General features: G+C 45.2%; 18 protein-coding genes. 2 read left to right on the forward strand and 16 right to left on the reverse strand.

What is annotated here, in order from left to right:
* Window positions 1–71: 71 nt before the first annotated feature.
* The 10 genes from D8877_RS01325 to D8877_RS01370 all read right to left on the reverse strand — a co-directional run bounded on the left by D8877_RS01325 (window position 72) and on the right by D8877_RS01370 (window position 12,810).
* Window positions 72–1,118, reverse strand: coding sequence for a 2,3-butanediol dehydrogenase (locus D8877_RS01325; RefSeq protein WP_125352161.1), 1,047 nt, complete (start codon window positions 1,116–1,118; stop codon window positions 72–74).
* A gap of 121 nt (window positions 1,119–1,239) precedes the next feature.
* Window positions 1,240–1,596, reverse strand: a complete 357-nt coding sequence (locus D8877_RS01330) for a hypothetical protein (protein WP_125352163.1) — start codon at window positions 1,594–1,596, stop codon at window positions 1,240–1,242.
* Between the two features lie 92 nt (window positions 1,597–1,688).
* Window positions 1,689–3,122, reverse strand: a complete 1,434-nt coding sequence (gene gatB / locus D8877_RS01335) for an Asp-tRNA(Asn)/Glu-tRNA(Gln) amidotransferase subunit GatB (RefSeq protein ID WP_002903948.1) — start codon at window positions 3,120–3,122, stop codon at window positions 1,689–1,691.
* Window positions 3,122–4,588, reverse strand: a complete 1,467-nt coding sequence (gene gatA / locus D8877_RS01340; RefSeq protein WP_002911890.1) for an Asp-tRNA(Asn)/Glu-tRNA(Gln) amidotransferase subunit GatA — start codon at window positions 4,586–4,588, stop codon at window positions 3,122–3,124. Before gatA ends, gatB begins: the two co-directional genes overlap by 1 nt.
* Window positions 4,588–4,890: an Asp-tRNA(Asn)/Glu-tRNA(Gln) amidotransferase subunit GatC gene (gene gatC / locus D8877_RS01345; protein WP_002896305.1), complete on the reverse strand. Its 303-nt coding sequence runs from the start codon at window positions 4,888–4,890 to the stop codon at window positions 4,588–4,590. Before gatC ends, gatA begins: the two co-directional genes overlap by 1 nt.
* A gap of 203 nt (window positions 4,891–5,093) precedes the next feature.
* Entirely contained in the window at window positions 5,094–6,830 is a 1,737-nt protein-coding gene (aspS, locus tag D8877_RS01350) for an aspartate--tRNA ligase (protein ID WP_002911886.1), read from the reverse strand.
* A gap of 311 nt (window positions 6,831–7,141) precedes the next feature.
* Entirely contained in the window at window positions 7,142–7,699 is a 558-nt protein-coding gene (locus D8877_RS01355) for a cysteine hydrolase family protein (protein WP_002911884.1), read from the reverse strand.
* Window positions 7,699–8,487 (reverse strand): GTP-sensing pleiotropic transcriptional regulator CodY, encoded by a 789-nt coding sequence (gene codY, locus D8877_RS01360; protein ID WP_002896308.1) that lies wholly within the window; start codon window positions 8,485–8,487, stop codon window positions 7,699–7,701. Before codY ends, D8877_RS01355 begins: the two co-directional genes overlap by 1 nt.
* 201 nt (window positions 8,488–8,688) lie before the next feature.
* Window positions 8,689–11,274, reverse strand: a complete 2,586-nt coding sequence (locus D8877_RS01365; RefSeq protein WP_080555587.1) for an SEC10/PgrA surface exclusion domain-containing protein — start codon at window positions 11,272–11,274, stop codon at window positions 8,689–8,691.
* 321 nt (window positions 11,275–11,595) lie between these two features.
* Window positions 11,596–12,810 (reverse strand): pyridoxal phosphate-dependent aminotransferase, encoded by a 1,215-nt coding sequence (locus D8877_RS01370; RefSeq protein WP_009659361.1) that lies wholly within the window; start codon window positions 12,808–12,810, stop codon window positions 11,596–11,598.
* A 343-nt stretch (window positions 12,811–13,153) separates the two neighbouring features.
* Between D8877_RS01370 and D8877_RS01380 the strand changes: the two genes are divergently transcribed.
* Window positions 13,154–13,606: a universal stress protein gene (locus D8877_RS01380; RefSeq protein WP_002911873.1), complete on the forward strand. Its 453-nt coding sequence runs from the start codon at window positions 13,154–13,156 to the stop codon at window positions 13,604–13,606.
* A gap of 21 nt (window positions 13,607–13,627) precedes the next feature.
* On the opposite strand, the gene D8877_RS01385 is transcribed toward D8877_RS01380, so the two are convergent.
* Complete coding sequence (locus D8877_RS01385; protein ID WP_032912072.1) at window positions 13,628–15,019, reverse strand: Cof-type HAD-IIB family hydrolase; 1,392 nt, start codon at window positions 15,017–15,019, stop codon at window positions 13,628–13,630.
* A 180-nt stretch (window positions 15,020–15,199) separates the two neighbouring features.
* Between D8877_RS01385 and D8877_RS01390 the strand changes: the two genes are divergently transcribed.
* A complete protein-coding gene (locus D8877_RS01390) occupies window positions 15,200–16,162 on the forward strand; it encodes an asparaginase (RefSeq protein WP_002901048.1) in 963 nt (320 codons plus the stop codon).
* Window positions 16,163–16,875: 713 nt separating this feature from the next.
* On the opposite strand, the gene recG is transcribed toward D8877_RS01390, so the two are convergent.
* The 5 genes from recG to D8877_RS01415 all read right to left on the reverse strand — a co-directional run bounded on the left by recG (window position 16,876) and on the right by D8877_RS01415 (window position 22,624).
* On the reverse strand, window positions 16,876–18,891 hold the full coding sequence (gene recG / locus D8877_RS01395) for an ATP-dependent DNA helicase RecG (protein WP_049544245.1): 2,016 nt from the start codon (window positions 18,889–18,891) through the stop codon (window positions 16,876–16,878).
* 102 nt (window positions 18,892–18,993) lie between these two features.
* Window positions 18,994–20,100 carry an alanine racemase gene (gene alr, locus D8877_RS01400; protein WP_312023220.1) on the reverse strand — a complete coding sequence of 369 codons (1,107 nt, stop codon included), beginning with the start codon at window positions 20,098–20,100 and terminating at the stop codon, window positions 18,994–18,996.
* Window positions 20,090–20,452 carry a holo-ACP synthase gene (gene acpS / locus D8877_RS01405; protein ID WP_125340472.1) on the reverse strand — a complete coding sequence of 121 codons (363 nt, stop codon included), beginning with the start codon at window positions 20,450–20,452 and terminating at the stop codon, window positions 20,090–20,092. The genes alr and acpS overlap by 11 nt, the downstream gene beginning before the upstream one ends.
* Window positions 20,453–20,559: 107 nt before the next feature.
* A complete protein-coding gene (locus D8877_RS01410) occupies window positions 20,560–21,591 on the reverse strand; it encodes a 3-deoxy-7-phosphoheptulonate synthase (RefSeq protein WP_125340470.1) in 1,032 nt (343 codons plus the stop codon).
* A gap of 1 nt (window position 21,592) precedes the next feature.
* Window positions 21,593–22,624 (reverse strand): 3-deoxy-7-phosphoheptulonate synthase, encoded by a 1,032-nt coding sequence (locus tag D8877_RS01415; RefSeq protein ID WP_125340468.1) that lies wholly within the window; start codon window positions 22,622–22,624, stop codon window positions 21,593–21,595.
* Between the last annotated feature and the right edge of the window lie 9 nt (window positions 22,625–22,633).

A 22,633-nucleotide genomic window follows, 5' to 3' on the forward strand; every position in this document is an offset into this window, starting at 1 on the left:
ATTACAGCACAAACCATAAAGAAAAATCAGCCAGTTTTGACTGATTTTCGTCTCATGATTAAGCAAAGATTTTATTCTGGCGATACCAAAATCTTGATCTGCGCCTTGTCCTGAGTCAGCTCGATAAAGCCTTCTTGCACAATATCCTCTAGCTTAATCTTCTTGGTCACAAGCTTGTCAGCAGAGAAATAACCCTGCTCCATCAGTTCCAGCACCTTAGGGAAAATATGCCGATAGGCGATAATACCCTTGAGCGTTTTTTCTTGAATAGCAAATTCATTAGGATTAACGCTGGCTTCTCGCTCCCAGATAGAAACCACCATACATTCCCCTGCCTTGTGAACAGCAGCCAAAGCTTGCCCCAGCACAACCGGCACTCCAGTCACTTCATAAGACACATCTGCCCCACCACCAGTTAAACGATGAATAGCAGCTACCATGTCTTCGCCTTCTTCTGGCCGCACAATGATGGCCCCAAGCTCCTCTGCCTTGGCTTGGCGTTCTGGAGATAACTCGACACCATAAATCTTAGAGGCACCGGCTGCCCGCAATGCCTCAACAATCAAGAGCCCGATTGGCCCCAAACCGAAGACAACCGCAGTATCGCCCGTCTTAAGAGCTGACTGACGGACCGCGTAAACAGCCACAGCAGCAGGTTCTGTCAAAGCTGCCTGCTCATAGCTAAGGCTGTCTGGAACTTTGTGAACAATGTCACCGTCCAAAACACAGTATTTGGCAAAACCACCGTCTGCCGCCAAACCGACAAAGTTTAGATCGGGGTCCAGATTGTAATCACCGACAAGATTATGCTTAGCCAAAATAGGCTCAACTGTTACTCGATCGCCAACCTTGACCCGTGTCACGGCACTGCCGACCTCAACAATTTCTCCAGCAAATTCATGTCCCAAGGTCACAGGCGCTTTCTGACCAGAGTAGACATGCTCTGTTTCTGTCGGAATAAAAATCGGTCCATCCAGATATTCATGCAAGTCAGTTCCGCAGATTCCTGTGAACTTGACAGCAATTTTAACCTGATGTGGTTTGACTTCCGGTACATCCACTTCTTCAATACGAACATCTTTAGCGCCATACCAACGCGCAGCATTCATTTTTGCCATAAACATACCTCGCTTTATAATTTGTTAGTTTTATTGTAAACCCTTTCAGAAATCTTGTCAAAAGATTAGCTACATTTTCAAAAAATAACATACAAAAAACCAGCATCTGCTGGTATCAAGTTTATTCTGCAATTCTAGCTGAGTAGAAAGGAAGAAGGAACATTAAAACAATATAAAGAATCAAGAGAATCGCACGAAGCAATCCACCAAATAGAAGAGCAACTACTAAAGTTCCCAAACAAATAGAAAAATTAGTAAAATTTGTTTCAATCAGCAAGGTCTGCCCTGATTTAACTGTCACTGGCTTGGTTTTCATAGGAGCAGATCCAGCACGGACTTCTGCTTCATTAGCTGCGATTGGAAAAACAGCCTCTTCTCCGTTTTTGATTGCGCCAACTTTCTGACCATCGATAAAGACTGGAAACTTACCAATAATCCCTACAAAACCTGTCTCGCGTTTGATTTTAATTTCTGACATAAAGACTCCTTTGTTTTTTTAATTATTTTAACACAACTGATGGCTAAAGAAAAGATAAAAAACCAGCCTCACGACTGGTTTTCTACTTATTTCTATAATTTCTCCAACTCTTCATTGAGCAGTTTTTGTGCTACTTGTGGGTTGGCTTGGCCCTTAGTAGCCTTCATGAGCTGGCCAATCAGGGACTTGGCCGCATTCTTATTGCCGCCCTTATAGTCATTGATAGCTTTTTCGTTGTTTGCAAATACTTCTTGGATGATTGGCAGAAGCTGCGCAGGGTCTGAGATTTGAATCAGGCCGGCTTTCTGTACATACTCTTTGGCAGAGCCACCATTTTTAGCCAGATGAACAAAGACCTTCTTAGCGATCTTAGAGGAGATCGTTCCGTCTGCAATCAGAGCAATCATCTCAGTCAGGTTCTCAGGTGTAAGCTCAATCTCAGAGATGGTCTTGCCTTCGGCATTGAGGTATTGAGCCACTTCCCCTTGGAGCCAGTTAGAGACAGCCTTGGCGTCACCGCCTGCTGCAAGAGCTGCTTCAAAGAAGTCTGACACAGCCTTGGTCGCTGTCAGCTGCTTGGCATCGTAGTCAGACAGACCGTAATCGCCCACATACTTTTCCCGGCGTTCTTTTGGAAAGGCTGGCAGACTGCTACGCACTTGCTCAATCCAAGCATCCTCAATCTCAAAGATAGGCAGATCAGGCTCTGGGAAGTAACGGTAGTCCGCTGAACCTTCCTTAACCCGCATGAGCAGGGTTTCGCCAGTTGCTTCATCGTAACGACGGGTTTCCTGACGGATTTGACCACCGCTACGTAGGATTTCTGCTTGGCGTTTTTCCTCAAATGCCAAACCCTTACGGACAAAGTTGAAAGAGTTAAGGTTTTTCAGCTCAGTCTTGGTACCAAATTCTTCCTGGCCGTAAGGACGGATGGAAATATTGGCATCAACCCGCATGGAGCCCTCTTCCATCTTGACATCAGAAATGCCCGTGTACTGGATGATTTCCTTGAGAGCAGTCAGATAGGCATAGGCCTCTTCTGGACTACGCATATCCGCTTCAGACACAATCTCAATCAGCGGCACCCCTTGGCGGTTGAGGTCCACATAAGAGTAGCCGTCACTACCGTGGGTATTCTTTCCAGCATCTTCTTCCAAGTGAGCCCGCTCGATACGGATTTTCTTGGTCGTGCCATCTTCTAGCTCAATTTCAATCCAGCCATTGTAGCCAATTGGCTCATCAAACTGAGAAATTTGATAGGCTTTTGGATTGTCCGGATAGAAGTAATTCTTGCGATCAAAGTGCATCTTCTGGTGAATATCCATGTTCAAGGCCAGAGCAGCCTTGATACCATAGTCAATGACACCCTTGTTCATAACAGGCAGAACACCTGGGAAGGACCAGTCGATGATATTGGTGTTGGCATTAGGATCTTCACCGAAGTGAGCTGGAGCTGGTGAGAAAATTTTTGAATTGGTCTTCAATTCAACATGGACTTCCAGTCCGATAACTGTTTCAAAGTTCATTATTTTTCACCTCCAAAGATAACTGGCTGCTGTTTGTGGTAGTCAGTCGTCGCTTCAAATGCTGCGGCTACCTGATAGATGGTCGCTTCATTAAAGTGGTTCCCAATCAGCTGCAAGCCGACAGGAAGGCCATCTGCAAAGCCAGCTGGAATTGAAATACCAGGCAGGCCAGCCAGATTGACTGGAATGGTCAAAAGGTCAGCCAGATACATAGCCACTGGATCTTGGTTTTGACTGCCCAAGTCATAAGCTACCGTTGGTGCAGTTGGACCTAAAATCAAATCATATTTCTCAAAAACCTTGGCAAAATCCTGCATAATCAAGGTCCGAACCTGACCAGCTTTCTTGAAGTAAGCATCGTAGTAACCAGATGACAGACTGAAAGTTCCCAGCATGATACGGCGTTTCACTTCTTCACCAAAGCCTTCGCTGCGAGATTTGACATAGACATCTTCTAGATTTTCAATGCCTTCTGCACGGTAGCCATAGCGAATACCGTCAAAACGCTGCAGGTTAGAACTGGCTTCAGAAGAAGCAATAATATAGTAGACTGCCACGCCGTACTTGCTGTGAGGCAGGCTAACTTCTTCAACGATAGCTCCTAGACTTTCCAAGTGCTTGGCTGCTGCCAGAATCGTTTCCTTGACCTTGCTGTCAATTCCCTCACCCATGTATTCCTTAGGCAGGGCAATCTTCATACCCTTGATGTCTTGGCCAATCTTGCTGGTAAAGTCTGGCACTTCCTCTTGTGATGATGTCGAATCCTTAGGATCATTACCAGAAATAACATTCAGAAGTTGAGCATTTTCCTTAACTGTCTGAGAGAAAGGCCCAATCTGGTCTAAAGAAGAACCAAAAGCAATGAGACCAAAACGGGAAACCCGGCCGTAGGTTGGCTTGAGGCCGACTACGCCGTTAAAGGAAGCGGGCTGGCGAATAGAACCACCCGTATCTGAACCCAGTGATAGACGAACCTGACCAGAAGCAACAGCTGTCGCTGAACCACCAGATGAGCCACCAGGAACCTTGCTGCTGTCCCAAGCATTCTTAGTCGTCTTAAAGTAAGAGTTTTCGCTGGAACCACCCATGGCGAACTCGTCCATGTTGGTCTTCCCGACGATAATCATGTCCTTACCGTAAAGCTTCTCTACGCTGGTCGCATCGAAAATTGGTTTATAATTGTAGAGTATCTTAGAAGCAGCCGTCGTCAAAATCCCCTTGGTTGAGATATTATCCTTGACTGCCAGCGGAATTCCGCTCATAAGATTGTCCGCATCAATGCCCTTAGCATCCAGAGCCGCAGCCTGAGCCAAAGCCTCCTCTTCGCTGACAGTAATGAAGCTATCCACAGCCGCTTCACGTTCTTTGATGTCTGCCAAAGTTGCCTGAGTTAACTCTACCGCAGAAATTTCTTTCTTGACCAGCAAATCATGCAACTCTTCAATAGTCTTGTGATTAAAAGTCATTAGGCATCTCCTCCGTCATCTAGGATGGCAGGCACTTTGATGTAGCCCCGCTCTTTTTCAGGTACATTTTGGAAAAGCTCTTCCCGGTTCCAACCTGGCTGAGCCACATCTTCTCGCATATAGTTGATATTAGCAGCTACATTAGAAGTGAAAGGCACACCCTCCGTGTCCACTTCATTGAGCAATTCGACCATGTCGACAATCTTGGTTAATGTCGTCGCAAACTCAGCAGTTTCTTCTGGTGAAAAAGCCAGTTTTGACAACTTTGCTACGTGACTTACTTCTTCTTGAGTAATCTTCATCTCTGATTCCTTTCATAAGATATGTGAGCTTTAGCGACTGAAAATAAGAATTTCTAGATGATATCTTTATTTCCAAGCTTCAGCTCACCTTTACTTTGACAAGCTAGGGACGCTCATTTATTTGCCATCCGCTAGCTCTTTTCTTCAGCTTCTTCCTGCCATTCTTCAGGAATTCGCATCATTTCATTTTACCATATTTCAGGCTAATTCTTCAATTCCAAATGCAGTTCTTTGAGCTGTCTTAGATCCACCAAACTTGGACTTTCCAGCATAGGATCAAAGCCAGTACCATTTTTCGGAAAGGCGATGACTTGGCGGATATTTTCTTCCCCAGCCAAAATCATAACCAAGCGATCTAAGCCCAGAGCCAAGCCGCCGTGTGGTGGGAAGCCGTATTCTAAGGCTTCCAGGAAGAAACCAAAGTCCCGTTCATAGTCTTCTCGGCTCATGCCTAAAAGCTCAAACATAGCTTCCTGAGCCTTCCGGTCATGAATCCGCAGACTCCCACCGCCAATTTCATAGCCATTCAAGACGATGTCGTAGGCATGGCTGCGGAATTGGTCTGGCTCCTGTCTATCTTCAAAAATCCCCTGTGTGAAAGGATGGTGCATGGCTTGATAGCGATTTTGGTCTTCATTCCACTCCAGCAGCGGCCAATCCACAACCCAGAGGAAATGAAGCAGACTCGGGTCAATCAAATCTAAAGCTTTTGCGACTTCTATACGCAGATGTCCCAAAGCTTCCTGAGCCCGACGCTTCTTAGCCATGACTAGCAGAATCAAATCTCCATCCTTGGCCTCAAAACGTGCTAGTAAATCCTGACTCTCAGCCTCAAAGGTACTAGCCAAATCTCCAACCAACTGGCCATTTTCAACCTTTAGATTGGCAAAACGACTGCAACCAAATTCCTTCATTTCCTGATAGTAGTGACTCAGCTGTTTCTTGCTAAAAGCACTAGCCGCATCTGGCACACAGATCCCCATCACCTTTTCTTGATTATCCAAGGCTTTCTTGATGAGCAGCGAGTCATTGGACTGACACAAATCCGTCAAAGTCTTTAGCTCCAGACCAAAGCGCGTATCCGGTTTATCAGAACCAAAGCGGCTCATAGCCTCTTCATAGCTGATAGTCGGAAAAGCTTCTGTCAGTTCTAAACTATGAGTTTTCTTGACAACAGCCTTGAGCATGGCTTCAACCAGAGCTCGGATTTCTTCCTCGCTGGCAAAACTCAGCTCTAAGTCCACCTGGGTAAACTCTGGCTGACGGTCTCCCCGCAGGTCTTCGTCACGGAAACAACGAACAATCTGATAATAGCGCTCGAGTCCAGCGCCCATCAATAACTGCTTGAGCATCTGTGGGCTCTGAGGCAGCGCGTAGAATTGATTTTTAAAGACCCGACTAGGAACTAAGAAATCTCTAGCACCTTCAGGAGTTGATTTGGTCAGATAAGGTGTCTCCACTTCCAAAAAGTCCAAATCATTCAAATATTCCCGAATGGTTGATGTGACCTGGTGACGAAGTTTGAGGTTATGTGTCATCTTCTCACGGCGCAAGTCCAGATAGCGGTATTTCTGACGCAGGTCTTCCCCAGTATGGGCATGCTGGTCCAGCTCAAAAGGCAGGGCCTTGCTGCTAGCAATGACCTCAATCTTCTCAGCCCTTAGCTCAACCTGACCAGACTTAATAGCCTTGTTGACAAAGCGCTCTTCCCGCTGAACTACTTGCCCAGTCACTGCAATGACATCCTCTTTACCAATGTCTTCCAGCTTAGCAAAATCTTCGATTTCACCGCCAACGAAGACCTGAAGCAAGCCTTCGCGGTCCCGCAATTCAATAAAGGCTAGCTTGCCGTGATTGCGGATATTGGCCACCCAGCCAGTTGCGGTCATGGTCTGTCCGACCTGCTCTAAACCATAATTTCCGATAAAAATTTCTTTCATGTTCTTTCCCTCTCAAATCAATTCGTAGCTCCACCCTGCTGTTCAGGATATTAGCTATATTTCCCCATCGTCTTCACTGGACCTACTGCAAAATAAAAAGCTTCCGTCTCTAAAACAGACGAAAGCCGTGGTACCACTGTTATTCGCCGCCCTAAAAGGCAGCCTCTGAACTCGTAACGTGAGCGACGTTTGTGCTTAATCACACAAAAGATTACGAAACATGTTCTTCGGCTTTTGCTTTCTTGGTGCTGCTCTCAGCCATCAGCACTCTCTGTGCAAGTCAGCAAGCCTACTCTGCTTCTCTTTTACTTTTAAATTGTATCTATTATAGTCGAACCCAGAACATTTTGCAAGTGGTTTAAGGCAAATTTGTGATTTTCCTCTGACAGAGAAGCCACAGCTGGCTCTACCACCTGAATCTGATAACCAAGATTATAGGCATCAATTGCTGTATGCAGGACGCAAATATCCGTCAAGACTCCTGTCAAAATAACTGTATCTACCTTTCTTTCCCGCAATCGAATATCTAAATCCGTGCCAGAAAAGGCAGAATAATGACGCTTATCCATCCAAAAGACCCGAGAGTCTGCTTGATGCTTGTCATAAAAATCAGCCAAAGGACCATAAAGATTGCGACCGCTAGTTCCTTTGATATTGTGAGGCGGAAACAGCTTGCTTTCTGGGTGAAAGGCATCATTCTCATCATGGGCATCAATAGCAAAGAAGATATAATCGCCTCTGTCAAAAGCTGCCTTAGTCACTTGAGCAATGGCTTCAGAAATTGCCTGTGCTGGCGCTCCTGCTGTCAACTTGCCCTCATCTGCGACAAAATCAACTGTATAATCAATGGAAATCAGTGCTTTAGCCATTAGTAGTCCCTCTTTTTAATTTCATCAAAGACATCTGGAATCAGAACTTTCAGATAAGTTCCCTTCATTCCCAGTGAGCGGCTTTCAATAATCCCAGCACTTTCCAGCTTGCGCAAGGCATTAACAATCACTGAGCGGGTAATCCCGATACGGTCAGCAATGACAGATGCTGTCAGCTGGCCTTCATTGCCATTGAGCTCTCCCAAAATTGCTGAAACAGCTCTCAGTTCTGAGTAAGACAGAGTATTGACTGCCATGGTCACTGCCGTCCGGCGGCGGATATTTTTTTCATCCTCTTCCCGCTGGAAGTTAAGCAGCTGGATACCAACCACTGTGCTGGCAATCTCAACCAAAATCAGATCATCGTCCGCAAATTCCTTGTCATTGCGCCAGATAATCAATGAACCCAAACGAATACCTGAAACATGAATGGGAGCAATGGTAGTCAGGCCATCTGGAAAATCATCCTTGGTCTCCACTGGGAAAATCGTCAAATCATGCGTCACCGGCAGATTAGCTTCCGTTTCATAAACCAGATTGGCTTCTTGGACATACTCCTCTGGGAAATTCTTATCTTGGAAAAAAGCTTCTACACGGTCATTATTGGTCTTGTAGCGCATGAAATAGCCTAGAAGACGTCCCTTGCTATTGATAATGCAGGCATTGCAGTGGATAATATCAGCCAACTGACGCGTAATAGCATTATAGGGCAAATCTTCCTGCATCTGCTCTTCCGAGCGCTTCAGAATAGACGTAATTTTTCGTGTTTTTTCTAGTAAATCGGCCATATTTTTACCTCATATTTATTAGCTTCATTGTAACATAAAAGCAGTGAAATTTCAATAATTATCTGAAAATTTTTTATTGAAAAACAATTACATACAATTCTATAAAATAAAGAATTTTTCAGGTATATGTCTTGATATGTCAAGTTATATTAAACAAAAAACAGTCAAGAATTTGACTGTTTTTGATTACTTTTGTTCTTTCTAATCAAGAAAACGTTTCTTGTAGAACAATTTCATAGCCATGAGCAGAAGCATTTGGCCTGCTAGAATAAGCCAAGAAGAATGTTCCCCTGTCTTAGGTAAGACATGACCTGAAGCAGCTGCCTGTTTATGATTTACAGGGCTAGCACTTCCAGCATCTCCAGTAGTTCCAAGAGCTGTATGCTGAGGATCTCCTACTTGTCCAGTAAGCGGATAGCGAGCGAAGCGCTCCTCTGTATGAGCCAAAACAGACTGGTAATAGCGAATATCTTCTTCCTTATTTTGTTCTGCATAAGTTTGAGCTAGCAAGTCGTATGTCGCCTTAGCTTGTGCTTGAACTGCAGTTAAAACTGCCACCTTTGCTTCTTGATCTGTTTGAGCTGTAAGAGCCGCTTGGTAAGCTGCCTGAGCTACAGCTAACTTGCTTTTAGCTTGTTCCAAGTTTTCTTCTGCATTTTCAAGATTTGACAATGACTCTTTAGCTGTTTGCAAGGCTGCTTCAGCTGCTGTAAGAGCATTTTCAAGGTTAGTCTTTCTTTCTTTTGCTGCATTCAAAGCTGCTTCTAGCTGAGCCAACTTATCTGATTCAGTTTTTAGAGCTTCTTGAGCTGCGGCAACTGTTGCTTGAACAGCAGTCAGAGCTTCTTGAGCCTGAGTTAATTTGTCCGCTTTAGTCTTGTCATCCAAGTTTGAGTTTTGCAGAGCCGCTTGTGCTGCTGCCAAAGCTGCTTGATCAGCTGCCAACTTCTCTTGAACTGCTGCAAGAGCTGCTTGAGCCTGAGCAGTTGCTGACTCACCTGCTTGAGCTTGCGCCTGAGCAAGTTGCTGATTGGCTTGCTCTAAAGCTGCAGCTCTCCGATTATAAGTAGATTGGGCAACTCCCTTAGATGCCAGAGCCAGTTGATTGGCCTTGAAGGCAGCATCATAGGCTGTTTGAGCCTTGGCTACTTCTTGCGGATCTACTTTTGCTGTTGGAGCTTTTCCTGTAATAGGGCTGGCATTGAAGTTCTTTTTGCTAGCATATTTGACTTGATCTTCTGACACCATGGTGAAATGAGCCATAGTGATGTCGCCTTCCATTGAGAAATCAACTCCCAGATAGTTTTTCTGGCGACCAGTATTGAGACCAGAGATAGATGTAGCATGCAGCCATTCGTAGCCATTAAACATGAATTCAACAACAGAATCATAGACCCGTCTCTTCATTTCAGCCACACTCATTTGACTAGCATTTTCTCTCCAGATATAAGCGTTTTCATAGTACTGGAGACCTTTGCTCTCCTGCTCAGCACTTGTGGTCATCAAACCATATTCACGCGCTACGCGGTTAATTCCTCGAGCATCGTGATGGTATTCCTCCATCAAATCCCAGTTCCAGTTGTCTTTGCGGTATTCTGTTGCCACTTTATCAGCGAAATCAATTGAAGACGGTGTCACAACTACTTCACCTGTTCCCATCTGAACACGCAGCTGGTTGATGAGTTCTGAAGCAAACTGTGAAAGTTCCTGACGAACATTCTGTGGAATATTGTTGGTATCAATCAAAGCTTTGCTATCTGTAGGATCAGCCACATAACGATTGAGAGCCTTAGCACTGGCATTCAGTGCAGCAAGTCTCTTTTGAATCTCATTAGTTTTTTGCTCTGATAAATTCGGTGCAACTAGCTCTCTCAAGGCTGCAATGTATTCCGGAGTCATAGACACACGGTTTTTATTGCTAGAAGCTTCAGTAGTAATCGTTCCAGCTTGAGCCTTTTTCAAAGCCTGTTGAGCTTGGTTCAAGTCTGACTGAGTCTTCTCAGCTGCAGCAGTTTTTTCCTGCAAGTTCTTCTGAGAAGCATCACGAGCCGTCTTAGCCTGAGTCTGGTTGGTCTGAGCTTTTGCAACCTCAGCCTGCTTCTGACTGTCAGTCTGACGAGCTGTAGCTACTTTTGCTTGAGCTGTTTCAACAGCAGACTGGTCAGCTGCCACCTTATCTTGGGCTGCTTTCACATTCTTTTCTGCCTTAGCTGTAGCTTCACCGCTTAGGTTGGCCTGAGCTTCCTTCACGTCATTTTGCGCTTTAGCAAGTCGTCCTTCTTGAGTTTTCGCTTGCTCTTGAGCTTCTTTAGTCTTGGCTGCCTGAGCATCGCGCTCAGCTTCAGCCGTCTTGGTTGCTTGGTCAGCTTTAGCCAGTTCTGACTTATTGCTGTCCACTTGAGCTTTTTGATTGCTCTCTTCTTGCTTAGCTGTTTCAATAGCTTCCGGACCAGCTTTATCAGCTGCCTCCTGTGCCCGGTTAGCTTCAGCTTGTGCTTGCTCGACCTGACTTTGAGCCGCAGCAGTATTTGCCTGAGCCTGAGCCAAATCAGCTTTCCCTTGTGCAACATTGCTGTCGGCTTCTTGTACAAGAGCCTGAGCAGCGTCTACCTGTTCTTTCGAAACAGATTCATCCTTCTGTGTGTTTTCTGCCTGTGGTTGGCTTTGACTAACGGGCGCATCAGAATAAGACTGATTATCAACTAATTGATCAGCCTGAACTCCTTCTGCGAGCACCAAAGACAATGCCGCTGCACTGACAGAAAAAGCACTAAGTGTCTTTTTCATTGTCAATATAATCTCCTCCACTTTTTCATCATTGTTAAAAACATTGACAAACACATTCTACCATGTTTGTCTTCTGGAAGGAAGACGCTAACACATTTTTTTAAGCATTTTTGGACAGATATATAAAAAATGTTGGACAAAATCCTAAAAAATGTCGGTAAAAGCACCTATAATTTTTACCAATCGACCTCAAATTCAATTTCCAGAGCATCTTAATTTTTTTATTTTTGCAATTCAAAGACAACCATTGGACTAAAAAATATGTAAAATAAGTTATAAAAAGGCCGGAATATTTTCCAGCCTTTTTATAACATCCGCTTATTAACGGCGATATTGGCGCAAGAAGCGCGTCATTTTTTCTTGGATTTGAGCTAGCTCATCTACTCGAGGCAGATAAACGATGCGGAAATGATCTGGATCCTTCCAGTTAAAACCTCGTCCATGGACGAGAAGGACTTTTTCCTGCTTGAGGAAATTGAGCACAAACTGCTCATCGTCGTCGATGTGATACATGTTCCGGTCAATTTTCGGGAAAATATAGAGACCAGCTTTAGGTTTTACAGCTGACAGTCCTGGAATATCCTGAATAGCCTGATAGATGAAATTACGCTGCTCATAGATACGACCACCTGGCAACAGCAGTTCATCCACAGATTGATGACCGCCAAGTGAGGTTTGGACGACTTGTTGAGCCAAGACATTAGAGCACAGGCGCATGTTGGAGAGCATGTTTAACCCTTCGATATAACCCTTAACATGATGCTTAGGCCCAGATAGCACCATCCAGCCAACACGGAAGCCTGCGATTCGGTGCGACTTAGAAAGACCATTCATACTGACACAGAAGATATCAGGAGCCAGACTAGCCACAGACGTATGGACATTGCCGTCCATCACCATGCGGTCGTAGATTTCATCCGCAAAGATAATGAGATTATTTTGGCGAGCAATTTCCACAATCTCCAGCAGCAGTTCCTTAGGATAAAGTGCTCCCGTTGGATTGTTAGGGTTGATGATAATGATAGCCTTGGTATTAGATGTGATTTTTGACTTGATATCGTCAATATCTGGATACCATTCTGCCTGCTCATCACAAACATAGTGAACAGCATTCCCACCAGCCAGACTGACTGCAGCCGTCCAGAGTGGATAGTCTGGCATCGGCACCAGCACCTCGTCCCCGTCATCAAGCAAGCCCTGCATGGACATAACAATCAGCTCGCTGACGCCATTTCCCAGATAAATATCATCAATATCTACATTAGGAAAATTCTTAAGCTGGCAGTACTGCATAATAGCCTTACGGGCTGAAAAAATCCCCTTGGAGTCAGAGTAGCCCTCACTGTCACGCGCATTCATAATCAAATCATGAATGACCTCATCAGGAGCGGTAAAACCAAATTCAGCCGGATTTCCTGTATTGAGGCGGAGAATCTTTTCACCGTTGGCCCGCATGCGCATAGCTTCATCCAAAACCGGACCGCGAATATCATAGGCAACATGTTCCAGCTTGCTGGACTTGTCAAATTCTTTCATTCTTATTTTTCCTCTATTCATCAGAATGTTATCATTATACCACCAGAAAAAGCGATTGACAACAAAAAATAAACTCACTTTTCATCCAATTATGAAGCGATTGATAAGATAAAGAGCCCCATTCCTTTTCTAATCCCTCAAAGCAACGGACTCTTTCTCAGCTTGCAATTTCCTGACAGCATTTCCATTTTATCTTTACTTTTTTTCTGAAAAGGATTACAATAGAAACAAGAAAATAGTTGTAAATCACTCGGACGTTATGGACTGATTGATTTTTGGTCAGCCCAATCATTCTGTGAATGATGCGACGTCCTTTGCCGACCATTTTAGAGGAGGTAGCTCTATGACTCAGAAATATGAAAACATTATGGTTGCTGTGGATGGTTCTCACGAATCCGAACTAGCTTTTGAAAAAGGTGTTAACGTAGCTCTCCGAAACGGCTCTCGTCTCACTATCGCCCACGTCATTGACACCCGGGCTTTGCAAAGTGTCTCAACCTTTGATGCAGATGTCTACGAGGACTTGCAGGAAGATGCCAAAAAGCTGACAGCTGAGTTGAAAGAAAAGGCTCAAAAATCCGGTATCAAGTATGTTGACATTGTCATTGAGATGGGCAATCCCAAGACTATTTTGGCAACAGATATCCCAGAAGAGCACAAGGTAGATTTGATTATGGTCGGTGCTACCGGTCTCAATGCCTTTGAACGGCTGCTAGTCGGTTCTTCCTCCGAATATATCCTGCGCCACGCCAAAGTTGATTTACTCGTGGTCAGAGATCCAGAAAAAACTTTATAAAAACTAGAGCAGGTAACTGCTCTAGTTTTCTTCTTTCTGCTCTAAGGTACGCTGGTAGGCCTGAATCTGTCGTTCCAGTTCTTCTTTGATAGCTCCTTCGGGAGCGTATTTTTCTTCCCAATCATCTGGTTTGAGAATTTTATGGGTAACGGGGTCAAAGTGAGCTTTTCCATCTGGGAAAATTTTGCCCATATTAGCCCGATGGACAATATCGAACAGCTGCTCTGGATCCACTCCCATCAGGACAAAACTGCCATAAGTGAAGTATAGAGTATCAATCAAGGCATCCACCTGACCGACTAGAGAAACCTCAGCCTGACTCTTGGAGCGAACCTTGTCGGCAGCCTTGTCAAGGGCCTGATGGAGATAGGCTACAGAGCTATCAAAGTCTTCCTCTGAGTTACTAGCTGCTCGCAGAAACTCGACCAGCTCTTCCAGCTTGAAGCCTGCCCGATAGCGAGCGTCCTGAGGCGACCAAGCAATTGGCTCTTCCTGAGTGCTTTCATCCATAACACTATGGAACTCTTTAACCTTATTAAAGTGATGGTCGCTGCTGGTAAAGACCTTTTCCCTCGCTAGGATACCAAAATGCTCCAAAGCCCTGTGAATCCCATCCTGACTATTGCTGCTAGTCGTATGCTTGGCCACTTCCTTGACCGAGCTGGTTCCATTTCCCATAGCAATGGAGAGGCCAACTCCCGATAGCATTTCCAAGTCATTGTCAGAATCACCGAAGGCCATGACCTGATGAATGTCAAAACCGTATTCCTTACCGACTCGGCGAATCCCCTCTAGCTTAGACGTGTCTTTATTGATAATATCGACCGCATAGGGGCTGCTGCGAGTAAATTTCAAATCAGGAAAGTCTGCTTCAATCTTACGGCTTTCTTCCGGGCTGGCCAAAATCAATGCTTGGTAAATCGGCTCTTGTATCAGCTGTAGAAGATCCTTTTCATGCTGGGGCAAGGCCTTGCTGATGACTTTATTAAAACCGTGACTGACTGTTCGCGCCATTCGCTTAGGGATGAAGCGGCTAGTCCACTGGGAGAAAGGGCTCATGCCGAAGGACATAATCTTGGAGCCCAGCATAGCCTCAGCCGTTCCCAAGGAAATCTCTTTCCGATGCTTCTTAGCATAGGCGATTAAATCCCGTAAACTCTGCTTGTCAATAGGACTGGCAGAAATCACTCTATCTCTTGAAAAAATATACTGGCCATTATAGGTCACAGCAAAGTCTAAGTCCAATTGCTCCATAAAAGGTTTGACAAAGAAAGGACCACGGCCTGTTGCCAAACCGACTAATATTCCTTGCTCCTTTAAACTCTGAATAGCCTTTTCTGTAGATTTCAAAACCGTTCGACTGTCATTGACCAGTGTCCCATCAATATCAAAAAAGACGGCCTTTACTTCCATTGATTTTCTCATTCTTTCCTTTTATGATACAATAAATTATAACACAAAAACGACACACAATCACATGAATTTCAGAAAAGAAAAGCTGGAGTAAAATCTATGCAATAGAATTGAAAACTCTATGAAAATATAATGTAGTTTTTCAACTCTGCATTATGAGTACAAGGAGAAAAAGGATTTATGACAAAGAAAATCTTGGTCCTGCATACAGGAGGAACCATTTCCATGCAGGCTGACGGCTCTGGGGCTGTCGTTACCAATGCTGATAACCCTATGAACCATGTGACCGTTCCGCTTGAGGGGATAGAGACGGAAGTCATTGACTTTTTTAATATTCCCAGTCCTCATATCACGCCCCAGCACATGCTCAAGCTCTACCAGAAAATCAAAGCCAGTGCTGACCAATTTGACGGAGTGGTCATTACTCATGGGACAGATACTTTAGAAGAGACAGCTTACTTTCTAGATACTATGCAGCTGCCGAAGATTCCGGTCGTTCTGACCGGAGCTATGCGCAGTTCCAATGAGCTGGGGAGTGACGGAGTCTATAACTACCTGACAGCCCTACGGGTGGCTAGCGATGAAAAAGCTAGTGATAAAGGCGTACTTGTCGTTATGAATGACGAGGCACATGCTGCCAAGTATGTAACCAAAACCCACACGACCAATGTCAGCACCTTCCAGACGCCGACTCACGGACCGCTTGGCTTGATTATGAAGCAGGAAATTCTCTATTTTAAGACAGCGGAGCCTCGGGTCCGCTTTGACTTAAACAGCATCTCTGGTCTGGTGCCCATCATTTCAGCTTATGCTGGTATGAAGACAGAGCTTCTGGACATGCTGGATTTAGACAAGATAGACGGCCTCATCATAGAGGCATTCGGTGCTGGCAACCTCCCCAAGGAAGTAGCTGACAAACTGGCTTATATGATAGCTGACGGCTTGCCAGTTGCTCTGGTCTCTCGCTGCTTCAACGGAATTGCTGAGCCTGTCTATGCTTATGAAGGTGGCGGCGTTCAGCTACACCAGGCTGGCATCTTCTTTGTCAAAGAGCTCAATGCTCAAAAAGCCAGAATCAAACTGCTCATCGCCCTGAATGCTGGACTCAAAGGTCAAGAACTACGAGATTATATGGAAGGCTGAGAAAAAAATCCCTATTTATTTTCTTTAAATCAAAAAGTGCTAAGGTTGCTTAGCACTTTTTTGACTCATTCATATTCTAACACTGGGAAAACTTCATTGAATCGCTGGACTTAGAAGATAACCTCAAACAGAGACTCTAGAATTTCAAAAATATAATCACTTACCATAGGTCACCTTCATTTTCTGAGCTTGCTTAAATGTCTTCGGATAGTGGACTTTGATTGTAACTTTCATAGCTTTTACCTCGCTTATCATTCATTCTTTAAGAGCAAAAACGAAACTCTTGGAGTGTTTAGCTTCAAGTTTGGTATCTAATCTTTTTGTTCTTACTTGGATATAAGGATACAGCCCTAAACTTAAGAATCTCTTATAGATTTCTTAGGGAAAGCTTATAGTCAAAGAAATCCGGCAGCAATCCCTATCTACTATTTGAAACGAACAAGTCTTTTCAATTAAATACAAAAAACTTCACCGATTGGGTGAAGTTTGTGATTTGTTAGGAGATTTATGATGAAAAAATTCTAAATTATTCTTATTCTTTGAGTGGCTCATACCTCGCAAGTCTTCTTGTCTTCAAGCTTTGGTTATAGGATTTTAAGGGATGTTTACTTTGTCATTGGTCCTACCTCTTTCTTTGATTTGACAATAGTATAATCCCTCAAACTTAAAGCCTACTTATAAATATCTTGCAGGAAACTTAATTCAAAGAACCTTTAATCTAGGTAATCTCGCTTGTCCAAATGAAGAGCAATCAAGTGCCAATTAGAATCTGTCCGCCAGTTCGGATCAGCTGTAATCTGGCTGGCAACCTTTCTGGCTTCTTCTAAAATCGGATAATCTTCTACGATGTCTGCCACTTGAAACTCTGGTATACCAGACTGCCGAGTACCAAAGATTTCTCCAGAGCCTCGCATTTTCAGATCCTCCTCAGCCAGCAGGAAACCGTCGGTCGTCTCAGTCATGATTTTCATGCGGCGCTTGCCCGACTCCGTCTTAGGATTGGCAACAAGGACGGCATAAGACTGCTTATTACCTCGGCCGACACGGCCTCTCAGCTGATGAAGCTGGCTGAGTCCGAAGCGGTCCGCATCCATGATGACCATCACCGTAGCATTAGGGACGTTGACTCCGACCTCAATGACCGTGGTAGAGACCAGAATATCAGTCCGTCCTTCCTTGAAGTCCTGCATAATCGCCTCTTTTTCCTCGCTCTTCATCTTGCCATGAAGCAGAGCCACTTGGCCCTGCCGACCAAAATAGGCTGTCAATTCTTCTTCTAGGGCAATGGCATTCTTAAGATCCAAAGCTTCTGACTCCTCAATCAAGGGAGAAATAAAATAGACCTGAGCACCCTTGTGGAGCTCTTTTTTCAGCCAGTCGAGGACGACTTCCAGCTGCTCATGCTTGACCCAGCGGGTGATGATAGGCTTGCGTCCCGCCGGCATCTGGTCAATAATAGACACATCCATATCACCAAATGCTGTGATAGCAAGGGTTCTGGGAATAGGCGTCGCCGTCATCATGAGGACATCAGGATTGTCTCCCTTTTCCCGTAAAATCCGGCGCTGCTCCACCCCAAAGCGATGCTGCTCGTCAATAATGACCAACCCCAATGCATGGTAACGAACTCCTTCCTGAATAAGGGCATGGGTTCCGACAATCATGTCCACCTGACCTTTTTCAATCGCTGCCAAAGTTTCCCGGCGTTCAGCTGCTTTCATTCCCCCAGTTAGCAGGGCTAGCTTCAATTCTGGAAAAAGCTGAGCTAGGCTGTCAAAATGCTGCTCAGCCAAAATTTCTGTCGGAACCATCAGAGCGGACTGATAGCCTGCTGTATAAACAGCATACATAGCCAGACCAGCGACTACTGTCTTTCCGCTTCCCACATCACCCTGCAGCAGACGATTCATGTGCCCAGGCGACCGCAAATCCTGCAAAATCTCTGTCAGACTGCGCTCCTGAGCCGAAGTCAGCTCAAAAGGTAAGCTCTGCTTTTTCTCGGCTACAGCATCCGACCGCCAATCAATCTTCAATCCATTGCTGACAGCCTTTGTTTCTCTCTTTAAGACCTGCAGCTGCATTTGGAAATAAAAGAGTTCTTCAAATTTAACCCGCCGAAGAGCCTGCTTGTAGTCCGCCAAGTCCTTTGGAAAATGCATAGCCCGCACAGCCTCCACTCTGCTCACTAGCTGGTAGCGTTCCAGCAGGGGCTGGGGCAGATTTTCCTCTAAGAGCAAGTCCAAACCTTGGTCAAAGGCAGTCTTAATCAGCTTGACCAGACTGGCCTGACTAATTCCCTGAGCCAGCCGATAGACAGGCTGCAAGTCGTCCTCTACCTGAGCCAGCAGTTTCATACCAGTCAGACTGGCTTTGGCTTTGTCCCACTTGCCAAAGACGGCTATATTGGCTCCCACTTCAATCTTGTCCGCCAGATAAGGCTGGTTAAAGAAATTAACTGCCAGAGCGACTTCCCCTTGCTTGATGGTAAAGCGCAGGCGATTGCGTTTGTAGCCATAATACTGGACATTAGCCGGGGTTACGACCTGACCAGAAACAACCGCCTTTTCTCCATCCTCCAAGTCTAGGACATTCTTACTCTTAAAATCCTCATAACGAAAAGGAAAATAAAGCAGCAAATCCTGCAAGGTCCCTAGACCCAGCTTGGCAAATTTTTCTGCTGATTTCGGTCCCACACCAGGCAGAACCGTCAAAGGTTGGTGTAAATTCATAATTCCTCTTTCAGTTCTGATACTGCTGCGGATCTAAAATCACAGACAGGCGGATCAAGCTAGAAAATTATCAAGTACTTCAAGCGGTCTGCATTAATCTTCTTAGTCTTTGTAGACCCTCGGTACACGGTCGCTAATCAAGCAAACCACCTCATAGTTAATGGTGCCACGCTTTTCTGCCACATCTGTCACCGTAATGGTCTCCGCTCCGCTATTTCCAATCAACACAACCGGCGTGCCAAGGGGATAAGACTGAGGCAGGCGCACTGTAATTTGGTCCATGGAAACGCGGCCAACAATAGGGCAGCGCTGACCATCAATCAAGACATCAAAGCCCTGCATATCGCGTGTCCAGCCATCTGCATAACCCAAAGGAATGGTGCCAATCCACTCTTGAGACTGGCTAGTGTAGGTGGCTCCATAGCCAACATCTGCTCCAGCCTCTACTTCCTTGACATGCACCAATTCTGAGACCAGCGACAGAGCTGGCTTGAATTCATAAGGAAGTTCCAAGACTCTTCCGCTGGGGTTGAGACCATAGATGATGTCACCTAGCCGAACGGCATTTAGAACGGTCTCGCTGTGCCAGAGAGAGGTGGCGGAATTACTAGCATGAACGAGAGGAGGCACACTGTCCAGCTCAGATAAAATCTGATGAAAACGAGTCAGCTGGGCTTCAAACTTTTGGTGCTCCGCTTCATCTGCCGTTGCAAAGTGGGTAAAAATTCCCTCCGCGACAGCCCCAGCAGCCTGCAAGCGATGGATTGCCTCCTGAGCTTCCTGACTATCTCGAAAACCAATCCGCCCCATACCAGAGTCAATCTTGATATGAAAATTCAATCCAGTCAAGTCTTCTTCAGCATCTAAAGCTAGATCCAGCCATTCTAAACTGGCTACGGTCAGAGATACCTTTTCATTTCTAGCCAGCGGAAGCGCAGCCAAATCTGACACTCCTAGCACCAGAATTTTTTTTCCAATACCAGCTGAGCGCAGCTCCAAGGCTTCATCAATATTAGACACACAAAATCCATCTACGAGGGGGTCAATGTGCTTAGAAACCTCAATAGATCCGTGGCCATAAGCATTGGCTTTAACGACAGCCCACTTCTCTGTCGTCTGAGGCAGATGGGCACTCAATTGTCTAATATTAAAAGCAATAGCAGCTAAATCAATCACTGCCTTGCTGGGTCTATGCAGACTAGCTTTCATCATTTTCCTCCAAAATAACGCTGGCCGTAACTAGCCCAGCAGCATGGCTGATCGAAATCCAAACCTTGCCAGTAAAAGGTGACCGGCTGAAATAAGGTGCTCCCTGACGGTCGTTTAAAATCTCCAAATCCTGAAACCTAAGCTTACCGATACCGGTTCCCCAAGCTTTAGAAAAAGCCTCCTTGGCAGCCCAACGACCAGCCAGAAATTCAATTTTTCGTTTGCCAGATAACTCCTCAAAACGAGAAAACTCCGCCTTTGTCAAGACTTTCTTTGCAAAGCGGGTATTTTTCAGATAGGCTCGCTCAATAGCAGCCAGTTCTTCTATGTCAATTCCGTGTCCTTTTATCATATCATTCTCTGAAAAGGCGACAAAACTCAGCTGGGCCGCCAGCTGAGTTCGTCTTCACCCGACAGTTAGTCCTCTTTACAGGTCAAGACTGTCCCTTTCAATTTTCCTTATTTATCTAAAGTGTTGTAAATTTCTTCAATGAGCTGAACAGTATTGTCCCAGCCCAGGCAAGGATCGGTGATGGATTTACCAAAGACTTCCGGCTCATTTTGCCGGCCGTCCTCCAGATAAGACTCAATCATAAAACCACGAACCGCTCTCTTAATCTTTTCGTTCCAATCCCGATTAAGCAAGGTCTGACGCACAATCCTAATCTGATCCAGATACTGCTTGCCAGAGTTATCATGATTGGTATCGATAACGATGAAAGGATTCTCCAAGCCCATCTTTTCATAGTAGAAAATGGCATCCAGCATATTTTCATAGTAGAAATTTGGAATGTTCTTACCGTATTCATTGGTAGCCCCACGCAGAATAACGTGAGCCAAAGGATTTCCAGATGTTTCTACTTCCTGGCCATGAAAAAGGAAAGTCTGCTTATTTTGTGCAGCATAGACAGCGTTAAACATAACCCCTAGATTGCCAGAAGTTGGATTTTTCATGCCGACCGGAGCGTCAATACCTGACGCCACAAAACGATGCTCCTGGTCTTCAACTGAGCGGGCACCCACAGCATGATAGCTAACCAAGTCATCTACCAGCACAAGATTTGACGGATAGAGCATCTCATCCGCCGTCGTCAGACCAGTCTCTGTAATGACGCGGTAGTGGAGCTGACGAACTGCCTGCAAACCATTGATAAGGCTAGGCGCTTTAGAAGTATCAGGCTGATGAACCAAGCCCTTATAGCCATCCCCATTGGTCCGCGGCTTAGCAGTATAGACCCGCATGACGATAAAAATCTTATCTGCGACCTTCTTCTGCAGCTCTGACAAACGGCGGGCATACTCCAGCACAGCCTCTTCATTGTCCGACGAACAAGGGCCAATCACCAAGAGAATACGCTCATCTTCCCCACTGAGAATCTCAGCTAGTTCTTGGTCTCGCTTGTTTTTATGAGTCAAGGCCTGACCAGTCAGTCTGGTTCTGGACTTAATCTGCTCAATGTCAATCTTCTGACCTTTTTCGATAAATGCCATACTATTTTCCTAATGTATCATAAATTTCACGAACCAGCTGTTCTGTATTTGTCCAGCCCAGACAAGGATCAGTAATGGACTTGCCAAAGACTTCTGGTTCGTCCTGACGACCGTCTTCCAGATAAGACTCGATCATAAAGCCACGTACTATAGCCTTAATCTTTTCATTCCAGTCCCGGTTAATCAGAGTCTGGCGAACGATACGAACCTGTTCCAGATACTGCTTACCAGAGTTATCATGATTGGTGTCAATGATGATAAAGGGATTTTCTAAGCCCATTTTTTCATACTGGGCAATGGTATCCAGCAGGTTATCATAATAGTAGTTAGGAATATTCTTGCCATATTCGTTCAGGGCACCGCGCAAGATGGCATGCGCCAAAGGATTGCCAGAGGTTTCTACTTCCTTACCAGCGAATAGGAAACTCTGCTTGTTCTGAGCTGCATAGATACCGTTAAACATGACATTGAGATTACCAGAAGTCGGATTTTTCAAGCCAGTCGGCAGATCCGCTCCACTAGCTACAAAGCGATGTTGCTGGTCTTCGACCGAGCGAGCTCCTACAGCCATGTAAGAAATCAAATCATCTACCAGAGGCAGATTTTCTGGATAGAGCATCTCATCAGCTGTGGTCATGCCTGTCTCGGAAATAACCCGATAGTGCAGATTGCGGACTGCCTTGATGCCGTTAATCAGACTTGGAGCGGCAGTCGCATTGGGCTGATGAATAAGCCCTTTGTAACCATCTCCGTTCGTCCGAGGCTTGGCAGTATAAACCCGCATGACCATGAAAATGCGGTCTTTTACTTCTTCTTGGAGAGCAGATAGACGCTTGGCATACTCTAGCACCGCTTCTTCGTTATCTGAAGAGCAGGGACCGATAACCAAGAGAATGCGGTCATCTTGACCACGCAGAATTGCTTCCAACTCTCGGTCACGCTTTTCCTTGCGAGCTAACATTTCGCCTTCTAGCTTAGCGAGTTGGCGAACTTCTGCCACATCAATGGGTTGACTAGTTGCTTTAAAGGTCATCTATTCTCC

It is taken from the genome of Streptococcus sanguinis (genome assembly GCF_003943735.1).
Taxonomy (GTDB): Bacteria; Bacillota; Bacilli; order Lactobacillales; family Streptococcaceae; genus Streptococcus; species Streptococcus sanguinis_E.